This window comes from Chryseobacterium sp. CH21 (assembly GCF_004119445.1).
GTDB lineage: Bacteria > Bacteroidota > Bacteroidia > Flavobacteriales > Weeksellaceae > Chryseobacterium.
In genome coordinates this window covers 96,727-111,796 of the sequence record NZ_QICI01000034.1, presented here as the reverse complement: position 1 = coordinate 111,796, position 15,070 = coordinate 96,727, and the positions used below count along the sequence as shown (strand labels likewise).

The following is a 15,070-nucleotide window of genomic DNA, read 5'->3' as shown; positions in this document are numbered from 1 at the left end:
TTGAAACAAAGATTGTAAACAACTATATTTCTTTAACTTACAATACTTATTAATTTTTGTGAAATTTCCACAATAAAAAATCGTGTGGATAACTTCTGTGGATAACTTATCCACATTTTTAGTTCTAATAATTCATATATCTATCACCTTCACTACTTGATGATGAATACTTCTTTCAGTTTATAATCAATAAAAAACGTTGTGTTTATACCTCTTTTCGTAAATTAGGCTTTACAAAACAATACACCAATACTCACAATTTTATATGGAAAAATATGTAGCATCATCAGACGGCAAGAAAATTCATTACAAAGAATCCGGAAACGGAAATCCAACCTTAATCTTCATTCATGGATGGCTTGGAAATACTGAATGGTGGGAAGACCAACAAAAGTATTTAAATAGTCAATATCACATTGTACAGATGGATCTTGCAGGGCATGGAAAATCCGATTCTTCAAGAGAGGAATGGACGAGTGCCGGATACGCAGATGATATTAAAGCTGTTGCCGATGCTGTCAATTCTCAGGAAATAATTCTTGTAGGCCATTCTATGTCCGGAGCTTATGTACTGGAAGCTTCATTGAAAATCCCACAGGTAAAAGCATTAGTCCTGGTTGATACCCTGAAAAATTTAGATGAAGCTTTTACGGAACAACAGGCTGAAGAAATTATATTCACACAGTACATGACAGATTTTAAATATGCTGTGGAAAATTTCCTTCCTCAATATCTATTCGTTGAGCAGACTCCTGCTAATGTAAAAGAAAGACTGCAGTACGAATTTCTTCAGAACGAACCTGAAATGGCGATCAATCTTCTCAGACCTTTATATAAAACGGATTTCAATACCATTGCAAAACAAGTTCAGGTACCTGTTATAGCCATCAATTCCGATGCCTCACCTACTGATCTGGAAGCGAACCGTAAATATTTGAAAAAATATGATTATGTTACCATTAAAGGAGTCGGGCATTATCCCATGCTGGAAAAACCGGATGAATTTAATACCATTTTAGATGATATTCTGAAAAAACTGATTTAAATTTATATTGAGAAACACAAGTAACTAAAGATTACAACTACCATGGCTAAAGCAAATAAAACCACTGAAACAGACGTAAACGTAACCGATTTTATTAACTCATTTGTAGAAAAAGATGAAAAGAAAGCTGATAGCTTTCAATTAATACAATTGATGAGTGAATGGTCAGGCTTTGAGCCAAAAATGTGGGGACCAACCATTATAGGATTTGGTTTTTATCATTATAAATACGCAAGTGGCCATGAAGGTGATATGCCTCTTATTGGTTTTTCACCCCGTAAAGCTGAGTTTTCGCAGTATGTTTATTCGCCCACTGAAGAAAGTAAGTATTTATTAGATGACTTTGGAAAATTTAAAATGGGAAAAGCCTGCATTTACATCAAAAAACTTTCTGATATCAATATTGAAACTTTAGAGAAAATGTGCAAAGCAACAATTGCTTATTTAAATGAAAATCATGAATGTGCCTGTAGAGAAAAATAATGTAAGTGATTCGTCATAAATTTCTTCCCCAATTCAAAAAACTTCCCGAAATTAGCAGTCTGTGCGTTAAATACTATTCAATGAAATAAAAATTTAAATTACAACATACAGCAAAACTTAGTATAAGTTTTCTTCGGGGCAGGGTGAAATTCCCTACCGGCGGTTACAGTCCGCGACTCCTTTCTTCTGAAAGGACTGATCTGGTGAAATTCCGGAACCGACAGTTAAAGTCTGGATGGGAGAAGAAAATGAGATGACCAATAAGATTCCTTATGGACTCTTGTTGCGTTGTATTTCATTTCCATGTACCGAAGACTATTTTAACTTTTAAAAGTAAAATAACATGGAAAAATTATTAGAACAATTCGGAGCGACCTCCAAAGAACGTGTAGAAAAAGCACTTCAGACATTACAACAGGGAAAAGGTATTCTATTAGTAGATGATGAAAACCGCGAAAATGAAGGCGATATCATCTTTCCCGCATCCACAATTACAGAACAGGACATGGCACTTCTGATCCGCGAATGCAGCGGTATCGTCTGCTTATGCATTTCTGAAGAAAAAAGCCGCCACCTCAACCTTCGTCCTATGGTGGAAGACAACAATTCTAAAAATCAAACTGCATTTACCATATCTATTGAAGCCAGAGAGGGGGTAGAATCGGGAGTTTCTGCAAAAGATCGTGTAACGACGATCAGAACCGCTGTGGCAGAAAATGCACAGGCAGCGCATATTGCAAGTCCCGGGCATGTATTCCCTTTGATCGCCAGAAAGGATGGTGTCTTTGAAAGACGTGGCCATACTGAAGGCAGTGTAGATCTTGTAAAAATGGCCAATCTGGGAGACGATGCCGTACTTTGTGAACTGACCAATGAGGACGGTTCTATGGCAAGGCTTCCTGAAATTGTAGACTTTGCTATTAAAAAAGGGATGAGTGTGGTGACTATTGAAGACATTTATGCTTATCGTACAATGATTATGAGCAACTAAATTTTAGTTTTTTTAACGCACAGAACCGCCGGCTGATCTTATCAGCCGGCGGTTTATTTAAATATTTAATTGAAAATAAATGAATTTGAAAATTGAATACTATTTTTAATTAATTTTAACAAAAAAAAATTCTGACTATGAAAAAATCTATACTCTTTTTACTAGGGACTTCTGCCATGCTTTCTGCGCAGATCACATTGACCAAAGCCGCCAATGATCCTGTTTCTGGAGACGTTATTAATTACAACCAGGTAAATGGAACGGTGGACAACTCTGCAACAGGAGCTAACGTTACCTTTTCAAACGGAAGTCTTACGATGGGAGCTTCATCGCAAACTACTTATTCTGTTCCAACTTCAACCGAAATCACAACATTTCCAGGATCAACCATTAAAATGGTGGATGGAACAACTACTATTTATTATAAAGCATCTGCCACAAAGCTGGAAATTACAGGAATCGTAAATCCTCAGGCTACTTTAAATTTCAGTGTAGACAATGGTACTTACAATAATTATCCTACAAGCTACGGACCTGCCCAAAACGATACCGCTAAAGGTACCTTCACTTCATCTGTTGCCAATGGTTTGTTTAGTGGAACCTTAGCAACTCAGGCAGACGCATACGGAACTTTGATTGTAGGCAACCAAACTTACAGTAATGTTCTTAGAGTAAAGTATACACAGAATTTCAATTTATATTCTTCTTTTGATGTGATTTATTCTAATCCAATCGGAACGGTTACCAATACCGCTTATGCTTATTACGATGCTTCTCACAGATATGCACTACTTAGCACTACCAATGGAAATATCAGCGTTCCTTTATTAGGCATCAACCAGTCTACTTCAAGTGCTCAGGCTTTAAGCGAGACATTCCTTTCTATAAACAATGCTGTAAAAAAAGAAAATCTGGTTGTTTATCCTAACCCGGCGAAAGACTTTATTGGTTTTAAAGGAAATACAGATAATTATTCCAAAGCAAATATCTACAGTCTGGATGGAAAACTGGTTAAAACTTCAGAGGTAAAATCCGGAAACATTCAGATTTCAGATCTTCCTCCAGCTTCTTATTTTATTGAGATCAGCGGAAAAAATACAGCAGACAAAAAGAATACAAAATTCATTAAGAAATAATAAAACAAAATCCCCGCTCCTAAAAATTGAGCGGGGATTTTTTTAGCAGAAAGCTGAAGGTTGGAAGATGGAAGCTATTTTACTCTAAGAATAAATAGAGTTTAATTTATTCTATTTTTTCATAAATAATAGTCTTCAGTAATCATCTGCACAATATAAACTCCCATCCTCCAGCTTCCCTCTTCCGGCCTAACATCAACTCTTAAAAAGTAGCTGCAGGAGCTGTTTCATTATGAAGTTTTCGCTGAATTTCGGTCTTTTTCCCTTTAGAGAAATCATAGCTTAACCCTAATACAAACATTGATTTATTGTTCATGATCTGCGTATGAATTCTATAATCTACTAAACTTTCAGGCAGGCTTTTCGTTTTGTATTCTGACGGCATTCCGATCCAGTACATTCCTGTAGAGAACGTGAAGTTTTTATGTTTATAGCTCACAAAAACATTGTTCTGATTTTCATTGGTATTAAGGAAGGCACCATTTAAGCTGTAAACAGGAATATTGAACTGATACTGAACGGATAAAGATTTATATTCTGAGGAAAATGAAAAGTAATTTCCTAAATAATCATTTTTGATCAAAGCACCTTTACTTGTCCTTACAGTCTCGGAAGTCGGTGTGATGACCGCTTTTATAACGAGGAGACTATTTCCAAAAGGTTTATAAGATCCTGTTAACTGTACTCCATATCTCTGTCCGTTTTTCCCGTTTTCATAAGTCAGAGCATACCCTCCCAAAACATCATCCTGAACATAATACTGATTGATCACCCTGTCTGTATACCGATAAAACAAACCTGCATTAAAATCAAAATACTTATTATTAAAAGAATAGGTCAGATTATTGGCTAAGACCTGCTGAGACTCTAAAAAAGGATTTCCTCGTTGAACAATATTTGGAGCCAGCTGCACCACGTTACTACTCAAAGCATTACTCCAAGGACTTATCGGACTGTAACTTGCTGTAAAACGAAGATTCTGGTTTCCTTTAAGCTGATAAGCTAAAATAACCTTCGGGGTAAACGTCCATTCATCAAAAGTATTTTCTGCACTTTTGTTGTGAATATTGGTAAGACCAGCTCCGATACGGTAACTGAATTTATCCACTTTTCCGGCAAATTCTGTGTAAAAATACTGCTCCAGATAAGTAACGCTGTATTGAGAATATCCGGCAAGATTGTTCAGATCATTAGAAATAGAAGATCTTGAAATTCTGTAACCGGATGAAAGTTTTCCGGCTTTAAAATCATGAACGTGAGCAAGCTCTCCCACCAGACTTGTTTGTTTCGCTTTCAGAACCATATCATTATCATACACGGACAATCCTGAACCGACGATCCACTCTTTGGCTGTTTCTGTAGAATTCGTCGTATAATGAGAGCCTACCACGTTAATGCTCAATTCATCTTTCTCCCCGATTTTTTTGGAATAATAAAGATCCAGCTTAGGAATAACATAGTCTGAACCATTATTTTTAAACATATTGTGTTCTTCCTTCAGATTATCTTCAGTAAAGACACTCTGTCCTGTTCCTTTTGAAAACCTGCTGAAAATATCCATATTCAATTTAGCCTGAAAAGCATAATCATCAGGAACAAGCCTTGTATAACGCAAGGCAACATTCTGGAATGTATACCCGAAATGATCCGTTCTGTTTTCATCAGACCGGTAATGCTTACCACCCAGTTGATAATCATAAATACTATTAACCCTTCTGTCATTGTAATCTCTGAGATTCATGGAATATTCCAGTCCGAAATTATTTTTCCCCTTTGTATAATTCGCATAAGCAGAGCCATTCACAAATCCGGTATTTAATGCCGTAGAAACATCAGCTCCGAAAACATACCCTGTTTCTGTAGATCTTGTAAGAATATTCACTACTGTATCTGCTCTTGTGGCCCATCTCGCAGGAGGAATATCATAATACTCCACTTTTACGACCTCACTGGGTGCAACACTTCTAATCTGCATGTCTGTAGCTTCAATACCATTGATGAGAAATAAGGTAGTTCCTCCTTTAGTACTGGTAATTGTATTGGCTACAGGATCAAGCTGCAATTCAGGAAGGGTACGAAGTAAATCTTTAGCATAGCGTGCTTTTTCCAGCGCCTCCTTATCAAAAGTATATACAGCTTTATCTGCAAACTGTTTTTTGCGTTGTGATTTCAAAATAACTTCCTGAATCTCCTTGGCGGGTGCTACATCAGCTGTATCATTTTTCTTCTCCTGGGAAAACATAAAAGCTCCGCAAAGAAAGAAGATGGTATATATCATTTTTTTCATGTCAGAAGATGAATTATACCATTAGGACAATCAATCTCCGATGTATATTACATTTATAATCACAGTCTATTAAAAATTTATCAATAAATTTTCTTTAAATTATAATTATTATGTTAAATTCAGCCCGTTTTTTGCTGGTATTTTTTTACATCACAAAATATAGAGTCATGAAAAAAGCATTCATATTAATTCCGTGCTTCCTGTTTTCCGGATTAGGAGCTCAGGAAATAGAGAACAATTCTGCTGAGAAGATGAATATCGTCAAGACCAATGTTACTGCTTATGCATTCAGAAATATTAATCTGTCTTATGAGCGTGTCATCAACCAATGGTTTTCTGTAAACCTCGGTTTCGGAACAATGCCGGAAGGTAAAGTGCCTTTCATTAATGCCTTTCTAAAGGATGAAGACGAGAAAAGATTCCAGAATTTAAGAGTAAAAGCTACGAACTTTACGATAGAACCAAGGTTTTACATCGGAAAGGGCTATGGAAAAGGATTTTATTTTGCACCGTATTACAGATATTCAAGTGTTACTTCCAATACTTTTGATTTTTATTATGATTACAATGGTCCTAATTCAATTACTTATCAAATCCCTCTTAGAGGTCAGGGAGATACCAATGGAAACAGTGGAGGATTAATGGTTGGAGTTCAATTCTTTCTGACCAGAAGCCAGAATCTTGTATTGGATTTCTGGATTGCGGGAGCACACTACGGAAGTGGAAAAGGTGATTTTACCATGACCTCGGATTATGTACTGACCCCTGATATGCAGGCTCAGCTTAAAAAAGAAATTGAAAATCTGGATATTCCCTTTGTAAAGTATACAGTAGAAACCAATCCCAATGGTGCCAGAATAAAAGTGGATGGTCCCTGGGCAGGTTTCAGAAGCGGACTTTCACTAGGATATAGATTCTAAAATCTACAATCTTGTAATACATAAACCGTTCTTTTCCAGAACGGTTTATTTTTTCTGAAATTTGTATCTTGGATGCCATTATAAAAAAACTTTTCCGGAAAATAACATTTTATGAATTCAACCTCTATCACCACAGGCCAAAGAATCAAAGCCATTATAGGCGGATCTATCGGAAATCTTGTTGAATGGTATGACTGGTATGCATATGCAGCCTTTGCCATATATTTCTCTCATTCATTCTTCCCGGATTCTGACCTTAATGCCCAGCTCATGAATACTGCGGGAATCTTTGCTGTAGGTTTTCTGATGCGCCCTATTGGTGGATGGATGTTTGGGAGTATTGCCGATAAGGTAGGAAGAAAAAAAGCGATGACTCTTTCTGTTCTTTTGATGTCTTTTGGATCTTTACTGATTGCCCTTACCCCTACTTACCAATCTATAGGTATTTTGGCTCCTTTAATACTTTTATTGGCAAGATTACTTCAGGGGTTAAGCGTTGGCGGCGAATATGGAGTTTCAGCAACTTACCTCAGCGAAATGGCCACACAGGACAGGAGAGGTTTTTATTCAAGTTTTCAATATGTCACTTTGATTGGCGGACAGCTTATAGCATTAGGAATTCAACTTATTTTACAAAAATTAATACTCACTGAAGCACAGCTTGAGGAATGGGGATGGAGAATTCCTTTTGTAATCGGAGCTATGTTATCTATTATCGCATTATACCTCCGTGCCAATCTTCATGAGACGGAAGCTTTTGAAAACAAAAAAGAAGTCAGCGAAAAGAAAAAAGGCACAATACAAGAATTGCTGAAGCACCCAAGAGCTCTTCTTACCGTTGTAGGATTAACTTTAGGAGGAACTCTGGCTTTTTATACGTACACTACTTACATGCAGAAATTCCTGGTGAATACCGTCCATCTTACGAAAGAAGAATCTACATTAGTCTCATTTATTTCATTGTTTATCTTCGCCTGTCTTCAGCCGGTATTTGGAGGCTTGTCTGACAAGATTGGAAGAAGACCGCTTCTTTTAGGCTTTGGTATTTTGGGAACTTTATGTACTGTCCCACTTCTTACAGCATTGAGTACAACCACATCAATATGGAGTGCATTTTTTCTGATTATGGCAGCTTTAATTATTGTAAGCGGCTACACTTCCATCAATGCAGTGGTAAAAGCAGAACTTTTTCCATCTGAAATCCGAGCATTAGGTGTAGGTCTGCCGTATGCCATTACAGTTGCGGTATTTGGAGGAACGGCAGAGTATATTGCGCTTTGGTTTAAAAAGATTGGCTCTGAAGAATACTTTTACTGGTACATTACCGGATGTATCCTTTTCTCTCTGATCGTTTATATCGGAATGAAAGATACCAGAAAGACCTCTACTCTGGACAAGGATTGAGATTAGAAACTTTATAAAAAGCGAGCGCCGCAGATAATCTGTGGCGCTCGTTCTATTTTTTAATGATAAGCTTGTTTAAATTTTTCAATCATACTATCCAGATTATGACGCTGGACGTATATACTTTTTACCTCTTCATACCTCGGTGATTTGTAGAAAACCTCGTGGAAATCCATACTACCGTTTCCTACTTTTACAACTTTCTGTACTTCGATATTCAACTTTCTTAATTCGTCTTTGAAGACTTTAAATTCATCTTGGATACTACTGCTCATTAATATTTCTAGTTTTTTAGTTAAAAATTCCATTTACCCCTTCAAATGTCGGGGGTAATCTCTCAAATTCCGAATAAAGTTAGTAAATTTATTGATACAAAATAACACTTTGATAATATTTTATTATTTTTTTTACAAATAGTCAGTCGATATTATTCAATTGATACATATTCCGTATTTTTAACCTGTAAAAAAATTATAGCAACGTTATATAAACCATGAGTATTAAAGCATTTTTCTCTTTATTCTTTTTAATCCTGCTTACTTTCCTTCATGCTCAGAAAATGGAATTTAAGGCGCCCGATTATACTCTAATTCAAAAAAATATTGAGGATAAGAGCTCAGAATTCTATTATCCGAAGCTTTTAAAAAGATTAAAACAGAACGATACGCTTCTTACAAGCAATCAATACCATCATCTTTACTACGGTTTTACCTTTCAAAAAGAATACAAACCTTATAAAACAGGGAAGAAAGCTGAAGAGGTAGCTAAATATTATCGTGGAGAAGGTATTTCTCAAAAAGATCTGTCTAAAGGAATCCAATTATTTCTTGACGCTTTGGATGAAAATCCACTGGATCTGAGGGCTATGAATTATATAGCTTATTTATATCATTTAAATAATGATGATGCTACTGCTGAAAAATTGCAGGAAATTTCCATGGATTATTAAATGCCATTCTTACTTCCGGTGATGGGCTGACATGCGAAACAGGCTTTCATATCATTTCTGTGACAGACGAATATGTTCTATTAAACAGATTTCAAATGGAAACAAAATCACAAAGCCACAATGGAAAATGTGATTATCAGGAATTTGAAAAAGGAAAATATAAAATTCCAGGTTTTTATTTTGATATCAGCAGATTCTACGGAAGAATATTGGATTAATTTTTCTGGGATTTTTACTATTAAACAACAAATTGCTACAATAAATTTCATATGATTTTGCCCTGATAACAGGGATTTCGGGGAAGGAGAAATATTTTTTTCAGAAAAATAAATTTTTGTGTAACATTTTTTGAAGGTTCGTCTCTAAAAGACAAATAATCTTTAAAACCTTAGAAATCATGAAAAAATTCACATTCCTTTTAATCATCATGTTATTTTTTTAGCGGTATGCAATATTTTCGGACAGGAAGCAACGTATCCTTTTGAAGTAAAGAAAACAGGAAAAGGAACCCAGTCTTTGCTATTCATTCCGGGATTTGCTTCTTCAGGAGATGTATGGAACGAAACGACAGCAAAATTTGAAAAAAACTTCACTTGCTATACTTTAACGATGGCCGGATTTGCCGGAACGAAACCCCAATCAGATGCCAGTTTTAAAGATTGGGAAAAAGGAATTGCCGATTATATCAAGAATAATAAAATTGACAAACCTATAATAATCGGACACAGTATGGGTGGTGGTCTTGCACTGGCTATTGCAGCTGACTATTCTGAACTTGTTGGTAAAATCATTGTTGTAGACGCACTGCCTTGTCTGGCAGCAATGGCAAATCCTAATTTTGCATCCAAAGAAAATATAGATTTCAAAAATATATGGAAGCAGCAGACTTCCAACAAACCCAATATGGACGAGCTTCTCGGAAAACTGAAAAAATTCAGAAACCAGAATCTGCGCAGGCTGATCTTTGCTAATATTGGATTAATCGCTACTTCATTAGTCATTCTTTTCATCTGGTACCGTTATCAGCCTCAAATGATTACAACAAAAATAGGAATTGTTCTTGTAATTCTGGGCATGGCTATTTTCCTGTTGGCTTATAACAAAATGTTTATGGTATTTTACAAAATAGACCAGACACAGTCTAACAATGAATATCTCCAAAGCTTATACGTGGTAAAAAGAAAGCAGAAATTGATGCAGACAACAATACTTAACTTGTATTTCATTATGCTGTTTCTGGGAATATGCTTTTATATGTATGAATACACTTCAAGAATGACTCTGGGCTCAGGTATTCTGACCTATGCTGTAACATCTGCCTGGATTGCTTTCAACTGGTTTTATCTGAGACCGAAGACCATTAAAAAGCAGGAAAGAAAACTTGATGAATTAATTAATAAATTTGAAGAGATCAATAATCAATTAAAAGAATCATGATATCTTCTGACAACAAAAACCACTGGGAAAACGTATATGAAACCAAAAATCCTGATCAGGTAAGCTGGACTCAGAAAAAGCCTCAGACATCCCTTGACTTTATCAGATCTTCGGGATTGGGGAAAGACACCAGCATCATAGATATTGGCGGGGGAGACAGCAACCTTGTTGATTATCTCCTTGAAGAAGGCTATGAAAACATTACGGTACTTGATATTTCAGCCAAAGCTTTAGAAAAAGCACAAGAAAGACTTGGTGATGCTGCCAATAAAGTAAAATGGATTGCTACGGATATTACGGCTTTTGAATCTTCGGAAAAGTATGATATATGGCATGACAGAGCTGCTTTTCATTTCCTTACCACTCCGGAACAGGTTTCAAAATACATAGATATTGCAGAGAAAAATGTCAATCACTTTATGATTCTCGGGACTTTTTCTAAAAACGGACCTACAAAATGCAGTGGATTGGATATTCAGCAGTATGATGAGAAATCATTATCAGAAAAATTTGAAGGAAGTTTTAAAAAAGTGGAATGCATCACTGAAGATCATATAACTCCCTTTGAGACGGTTCAGAATTTTGTTTTTTGTAGTTTTAAAAAGCATTAAGTATTTATAAGTATTTTTTATTTATTTTTAAATTCCCAACTATTTAAATAAAAAAACTATGAAAAAATTATTATTTCTGCTTATTTCAGGAGCATTCTGCTCTCATTTTTATTCACAAAGTTTAGAATTTCAGGAATGCGGAACCGATGAATTAATGAAAAAGCATTATGAAAGGTATCCGGAAGAGAAAGCTCAGGATGATGCTTTCAACCTGAAATTATCAAAGATGATCAAAAGTGGAAAACTGGCTTCTAAGCTTACCAATCAGGTATATGAAATTCCTGTTGTTGTACATGTTGTAGGAGACGGAAGCGCTGTAGGAACCACCAATAATAAGTCGGATGCCGATATCATTGCATGGGTAAATTATACCAATGGTGTCTTTGCCGGAAACTCTACCAGCGGAATGTCGGGTACAAGTGCTATTCTGCCTGTAAAATTTGTTTTTGCAACTAAAGACCCTAACTGCAATGCAACCAACGGGATCAACAGGATCAATGCTTCTGGTCTTCCTAAATATGTAAGCGGAGGAGTCAATAATGATAACACAACCAATGCCGTAACTGCTTCTGAGATTACAGCAATGGGAATGTGGGATACTTCAAAATATTACAATATTTATGTGGTTAAAAAACTAACCTCCAATTCAGGAGGGCTGAACGGTTTCGCCTATTATCCAGGAGGAAGCAATGATTACGCTTTTATGGCAACAAGTGCCTCTGCTGTCAATGCCCAAACATTGGCTCATGAATTCGGGCATGCTTTGGGGCTTAGACATACCCATCAGGGATATAATGAAACTACTGGAGATTGCCCTGTGAACAATGATTGTACTTTAGAAGGAGATCTTGTATGTGATACGGAGCCCATGAAAAGTCTTTACCACTCTACGGTTCCTCATACATGCCAGACGGGACAGATCAATCCATGTACAAGCCAATTATATAGCGGAGGTGAAAGAAACGTGATGGCGTATACGTACTGCTTCAGAAATTTATTCACGCAAGGACAGGCAGACAGAGCAACAGCACAGCTTTTACAGTATAGACAGTCACTGATCAATTCACCAGTAGCTTCTACCACAACAATCAATAATAATTCTACTTTAACGAACGCCTGTACTCCTGCTTCCATCACAAATCCTGGTGGATATAACGTAGGAATCACTTCTGTGAAATTCGGAAGTATCAGCAATTATTCAAGCAATTATAAACAGGCAGCCAATAATTTTTATGAAAATTTCACGGGAACTTACTGTTCCGGAATATCCAAAACTACGATACCCCAAACCTCAGCTACAACCCTTACTGTAGCTCCGGGCACCAGCAATTCTCACATTATCAAAGCATATATTGATTATAATAATGACGGTCAGTTCAACGAAACTACAGAACTTGTCCTTAATCAAAGTGGCATAACCAATGGTTCGTTCGCTACGGCTCAGGTAACTCCTCCTGCAAGTGCAGTAACCAATACTCCTTTAAGAATGAGAGTGATTGGAGAATTCAACGGAACGGCCGTAACAGCATGCTATACACCTAAATACGGACAGGTAGAAGATTATTCTGTAATCATTGAAAACCAAGGATTATTAGCAGTAGAAAATGCAGGATTGAAAAATTCGCCTGTTATTTTTAAAGATGAAAACTCCGTATCTGTGAAAAGTAATGTAAAAATTGCTTCAGTGCATATTTATGATGCTTCAGGAAGATTACTGTTGAGAAAAACAGATGTAAAGTCTTCAGAATTCAAATATCCTGTTGATCAGAAAAACATAATCATCACTGCAACAGCAGTACTGGAAGACGGAAAAGTGATTACGAAGAAATTAAAATTCTAAATTATTTTATTTATAAAAAAAGAGAGTCGTTACTGACTCTCTTTTTTGTTTATTATCATTCCTTACTGGATCATGATTCTTTTTCTTCTTCCATTTCTACTTCATGGCGAAGCTGGGCTTTGTAAAGCGTGGCATAATATCCGTTCTTATCCAAAAGATCAAGATGCTTTCCTTCTTCTACAATTTTACCGTGCTCCATGACAATAATCTTATCTGCTTTTTCAATCGTGGAAAGCCTGTGAGCAATAATAATGGATGTCCTGTTTTTAGTAATTTTTTCTGTTGCTCTCTGAATAAGTTTTTCACTTTCGTGATCAATAGAAGAAGTAGCTTCATCCAGAATTAAAATTTTCGGATCGGATAAATAAGCTCTCAGGAAAGACAGTAATTGTCTCTGACCTAAAGAAATGGATGAGCCCCTTTCACTCACTACATAATCATATCCGCCAGGAAGCTGCTGAATGAAATTATCAACTTCAATTTCTCTGGCTCCGGCTTTTATTTTATCCAATGTGATGCTGTCATCTCCAAAGGCAAGGTTTTCAAAAATACTTCCGTGGAAAAGGAAAACATCCTGTAATACCACTCCGATATGGCTTCTCAGATTATACAATTCGTAATCTTTTAAATCCACATCATCAATCAGAATATTTCCGGAATTGATATCATATAATCTTGTGATCAGGCTGATAATCGTAGATTTCCCAGCACCAGTTGCTCCTACAATCGCTACCGTTTCTCCCGGATTTACTTTAAAATCAATTCCTTTCAGAACTTCCTGCTTTTCATCGTAAGCAAAATGTACTTTCTGGAATTCAATTTTTCCGGCAAAATGATCTTTTTTCACCGTTCCGTTATTCGGCATGGAGTTTTCTTCATCCATTAATCCCAATACCCTCTCTGCTCCTACAATTCCTCGCTGGATATTATTGAAACGGTCTGCAATCTGTCTCAAAGGACGGATCAGCATCGAAATATACTGGATAAATGCAATCACCACCCCGGCACTGATCGTGATATATCCACCATAGAAAAGGATAAACCCTATGAATAATGAAGAAATAAGCTCTACTACAGGAAAGAACAATGAGAAAATAAATACGGTTCTCAGCAATGCTCCTTTCAGGGTAATATTGATATCATCAAATTTCTTAAACTCAGATTCCTGTCTGTTGAAGACCTGAATAATCGGCATCCCAGCCAATCTTTCCTGAACAAAAGAGTTTTGATTGGCTGTCCAGTTTCTTTCATCCCCAAAAGCTTTTTTCAGTCTTTTCTGGAAGAATCTTGTAATCACTACCATTAAAGGTAAAATAGCCAGCGTAATATAACTCAGATGAACATTGGTACTGAACATCATCACCAGTACAAACAGAATTCTCAGAATATCTCCGAAAACCATCAGGAATCCATCTGTATATACTGTAGCAATGGTTTCCACATCTCCTACTGCACGCGTTACCAGCTGCCCGATAGGCGTTTTATCAAAAAATGAAGTTTTGAAATAGATCAGTTTAGCATATAAACGCTCTCTGATATCTCTGATCACATTCTGCGAGATAAAATTTGAAAAATAAACTAAGAAAAAGTTTAAAATAGTTTCTGCAAACACTAATCCCACGAGAATATAGATGTGCTTCATCATCAAAGCTTTATCATGCAGCTTTGTAATGTCATTATCCACTACCTGCATGGTAAGATAAGGCCTGTAAGTAGAAACGATGGAAAGGAATATGGAAATGATAAGAGTAAGGATGAACCAAGAACGAAATTTCATTCCGATAAAGAACAGCCTTTTTATAATTCCCCAGGTATCTTGTTTTTTCATTGTACGAATCGAAAGAAAGAATTAAAATAAAATTCTATGCAAAAATAAGACTTTATAACCGGACTGCCTTTACAACTTTTGCAAATCGTCATAGAAAATTTCAGATACCTGTTATTTACAGAATGAATAGGATCAACCT

At 36.2% G+C, this 15,070-nt stretch carries 12 protein-coding genes, 1 pseudogene and 1 riboswitch; of the genes and pseudogenes, 10 read left to right on the top strand and 3 right to left on the bottom strand.

Features of this window, described 5'->3' with window-relative positions; genetic code table 11:
• The first annotated feature begins 265 nt into the window (after positions 1-265).
• The 4 genes from BOQ62_RS05890 (at position 266) to BOQ62_RS05875 (ending at position 3,655) form a co-directional block, all read left to right on the top strand.
• Complete coding sequence (locus BOQ62_RS05890; protein WP_129037885.1) at positions 266-1,045, top strand: alpha/beta fold hydrolase; 780 nt, start codon at positions 266-268, stop codon at positions 1,043-1,045.
• Between the two features lie 42 nt (positions 1,046-1,087).
• Positions 1,088-1,528, top strand: coding sequence for a DUF1801 domain-containing protein (locus tag BOQ62_RS05885; protein ID WP_129037883.1), 441 nt, complete (start codon positions 1,088-1,090; stop codon positions 1,526-1,528).
• A gap of 125 nt (positions 1,529-1,653) precedes the next feature.
• Positions 1,654-1,779, top strand: a riboswitch (FMN riboswitch).
• Positions 1,780-1,871: 92 nt separating this feature from the next.
• The gene (gene ribB / locus BOQ62_RS05880; RefSeq protein ID WP_129037881.1) at positions 1,872-2,519 is read left to right on the top strand and encodes a 3,4-dihydroxy-2-butanone-4-phosphate synthase; all 648 of its coding nucleotides are present in this window, start codon (positions 1,872-1,874) and stop codon (positions 2,517-2,519) included.
• 137 nt (positions 2,520-2,656) lie between these two features.
• Entirely contained in the window at positions 2,657-3,655 is a 999-nt protein-coding gene (locus tag BOQ62_RS05875) for a T9SS type A sorting domain-containing protein (protein ID WP_129037879.1), read from the top strand.
• Between the two features lie 202 nt (positions 3,656-3,857).
• On the opposite strand, the gene BOQ62_RS05870 is transcribed toward BOQ62_RS05875, so the two are convergent.
• Entirely contained in the window at positions 3,858-5,942 is a 2,085-nt protein-coding gene (locus BOQ62_RS05870) for a TonB-dependent receptor domain-containing protein (protein WP_129037877.1), read from the bottom strand.
• Positions 5,943-6,109: 167 nt separating this feature from the next.
• Between BOQ62_RS05870 and BOQ62_RS05865 the strand changes: the two genes are divergently transcribed.
• Positions 6,110-6,862, top strand: coding sequence for a DUF3575 domain-containing protein (locus BOQ62_RS05865; protein WP_228413746.1), 753 nt, complete (start codon positions 6,110-6,112; stop codon positions 6,860-6,862).
• 111 nt (positions 6,863-6,973) lie between these two features.
• Positions 6,974-8,266: an MFS transporter gene (locus tag BOQ62_RS05860; protein ID WP_129037873.1), complete on the top strand. Its 1,293-nt coding sequence runs from the start codon at positions 6,974-6,976 to the stop codon at positions 8,264-8,266.
• 59 nt (positions 8,267-8,325) lie between these two features.
• Here BOQ62_RS05860 and BOQ62_RS05855 read toward each other — a convergent pair whose 3' ends face one another.
• A complete protein-coding gene (locus BOQ62_RS05855) occupies positions 8,326-8,541 on the bottom strand; it encodes a hypothetical protein (RefSeq protein ID WP_034696179.1) in 216 nt (71 codons plus the stop codon).
• Positions 8,542-8,759: 218 nt separating this feature from the next.
• Here BOQ62_RS05855 and BOQ62_RS23845 point away from each other — a divergent pair.
• The 4 genes and pseudogenes from BOQ62_RS23845 (at position 8,760) to BOQ62_RS05830 (ending at position 13,103) form a co-directional block, all read left to right on the top strand.
• Positions 8,760-9,433, top strand: a pseudogene (locus BOQ62_RS23845) (DUF4919 domain-containing protein).
• Between the two features lie 298 nt (positions 9,434-9,731).
• The gene (locus BOQ62_RS05840) at positions 9,732-10,652 is read left to right on the top strand and encodes an alpha/beta fold hydrolase (RefSeq protein ID WP_228413744.1); all 921 of its coding nucleotides are present in this window, start codon (positions 9,732-9,734) and stop codon (positions 10,650-10,652) included.
• Positions 10,649-11,263: a class I SAM-dependent methyltransferase gene (locus BOQ62_RS05835; protein WP_129037867.1), complete on the top strand. Its 615-nt coding sequence runs from the start codon at positions 10,649-10,651 to the stop codon at positions 11,261-11,263. Before BOQ62_RS05840 ends, BOQ62_RS05835 begins: the two co-directional genes overlap by 4 nt.
• Before the next feature lie 58 nt (positions 11,264-11,321).
• Positions 11,322-13,103, top strand: coding sequence for a GEVED domain-containing protein (locus BOQ62_RS05830; protein ID WP_129037865.1), 1,782 nt, complete (start codon positions 11,322-11,324; stop codon positions 13,101-13,103).
• 70 nt (positions 13,104-13,173) lie between these two features.
• On the opposite strand, the gene BOQ62_RS05825 is transcribed toward BOQ62_RS05830, so the two are convergent.
• The gene (locus tag BOQ62_RS05825; RefSeq protein WP_129037863.1) at positions 13,174-14,931 is read right to left on the bottom strand and encodes an ABC transporter ATP-binding protein; all 1,758 of its coding nucleotides are present in this window, start codon (positions 14,929-14,931) and stop codon (positions 13,174-13,176) included.
• Between the last annotated feature and the right edge of the window lie 139 nt (positions 14,932-15,070).

What these genes read in the sequence shown, in the direction of transcription:
- BOQ62_RS05860 (WP_129037873.1), top strand. Translation starts at nt 6,974, where the DNA reads ATGAATTCAACCTCTATCACCACAGGCCAAAGAATCAAAGCCATTATA.
- BOQ62_RS05830 (WP_129037865.1), top strand. Translation starts at nt 11,322, where the DNA reads ATGAAAAAATTATTATTTCTGCTTATTTCAGGAGCATTCTGCTCTCAT.
- ribB (WP_129037881.1), top strand. Translation starts at nt 1,872, where the DNA reads ATGGAAAAATTATTAGAACAATTCGGAGCGACCTCCAAAGAACGTGTA.
- BOQ62_RS05825 (WP_129037863.1), bottom strand. Translation starts at nt 14,931, where the DNA reads ATGAAAAAACAAGATACCTGGGGAATTATAAAAAGGCTGTTCTTTATC.
- BOQ62_RS05855 (WP_034696179.1), bottom strand. Translation starts at nt 8,541, where the DNA reads ATGAGCAGTAGTATCCAAGATGAATTTAAAGTCTTCAAAGACGAATTA.
- BOQ62_RS05890 (WP_129037885.1), top strand. Translation starts at nt 266, where the DNA reads ATGGAAAAATATGTAGCATCATCAGACGGCAAGAAAATTCATTACAAA.
- BOQ62_RS05885 (WP_129037883.1), top strand. Translation starts at nt 1,088, where the DNA reads ATGGCTAAAGCAAATAAAACCACTGAAACAGACGTAAACGTAACCGAT.
- BOQ62_RS05870 (WP_129037877.1), bottom strand. Translation starts at nt 5,942, where the DNA reads ATGAAAAAAATGATATATACCATCTTCTTTCTTTGCGGAGCTTTTATG.
- BOQ62_RS05865 (WP_228413746.1), top strand. Translation starts at nt 6,110, where the DNA reads ATGAAAAAAGCATTCATATTAATTCCGTGCTTCCTGTTTTCCGGATTA.
- BOQ62_RS05875 (WP_129037879.1), top strand. Translation starts at nt 2,657, where the DNA reads ATGAAAAAATCTATACTCTTTTTACTAGGGACTTCTGCCATGCTTTCT.
- BOQ62_RS05835 (WP_129037867.1), top strand. Translation starts at nt 10,649, where the DNA reads ATGATATCTTCTGACAACAAAAACCACTGGGAAAACGTATATGAAACC.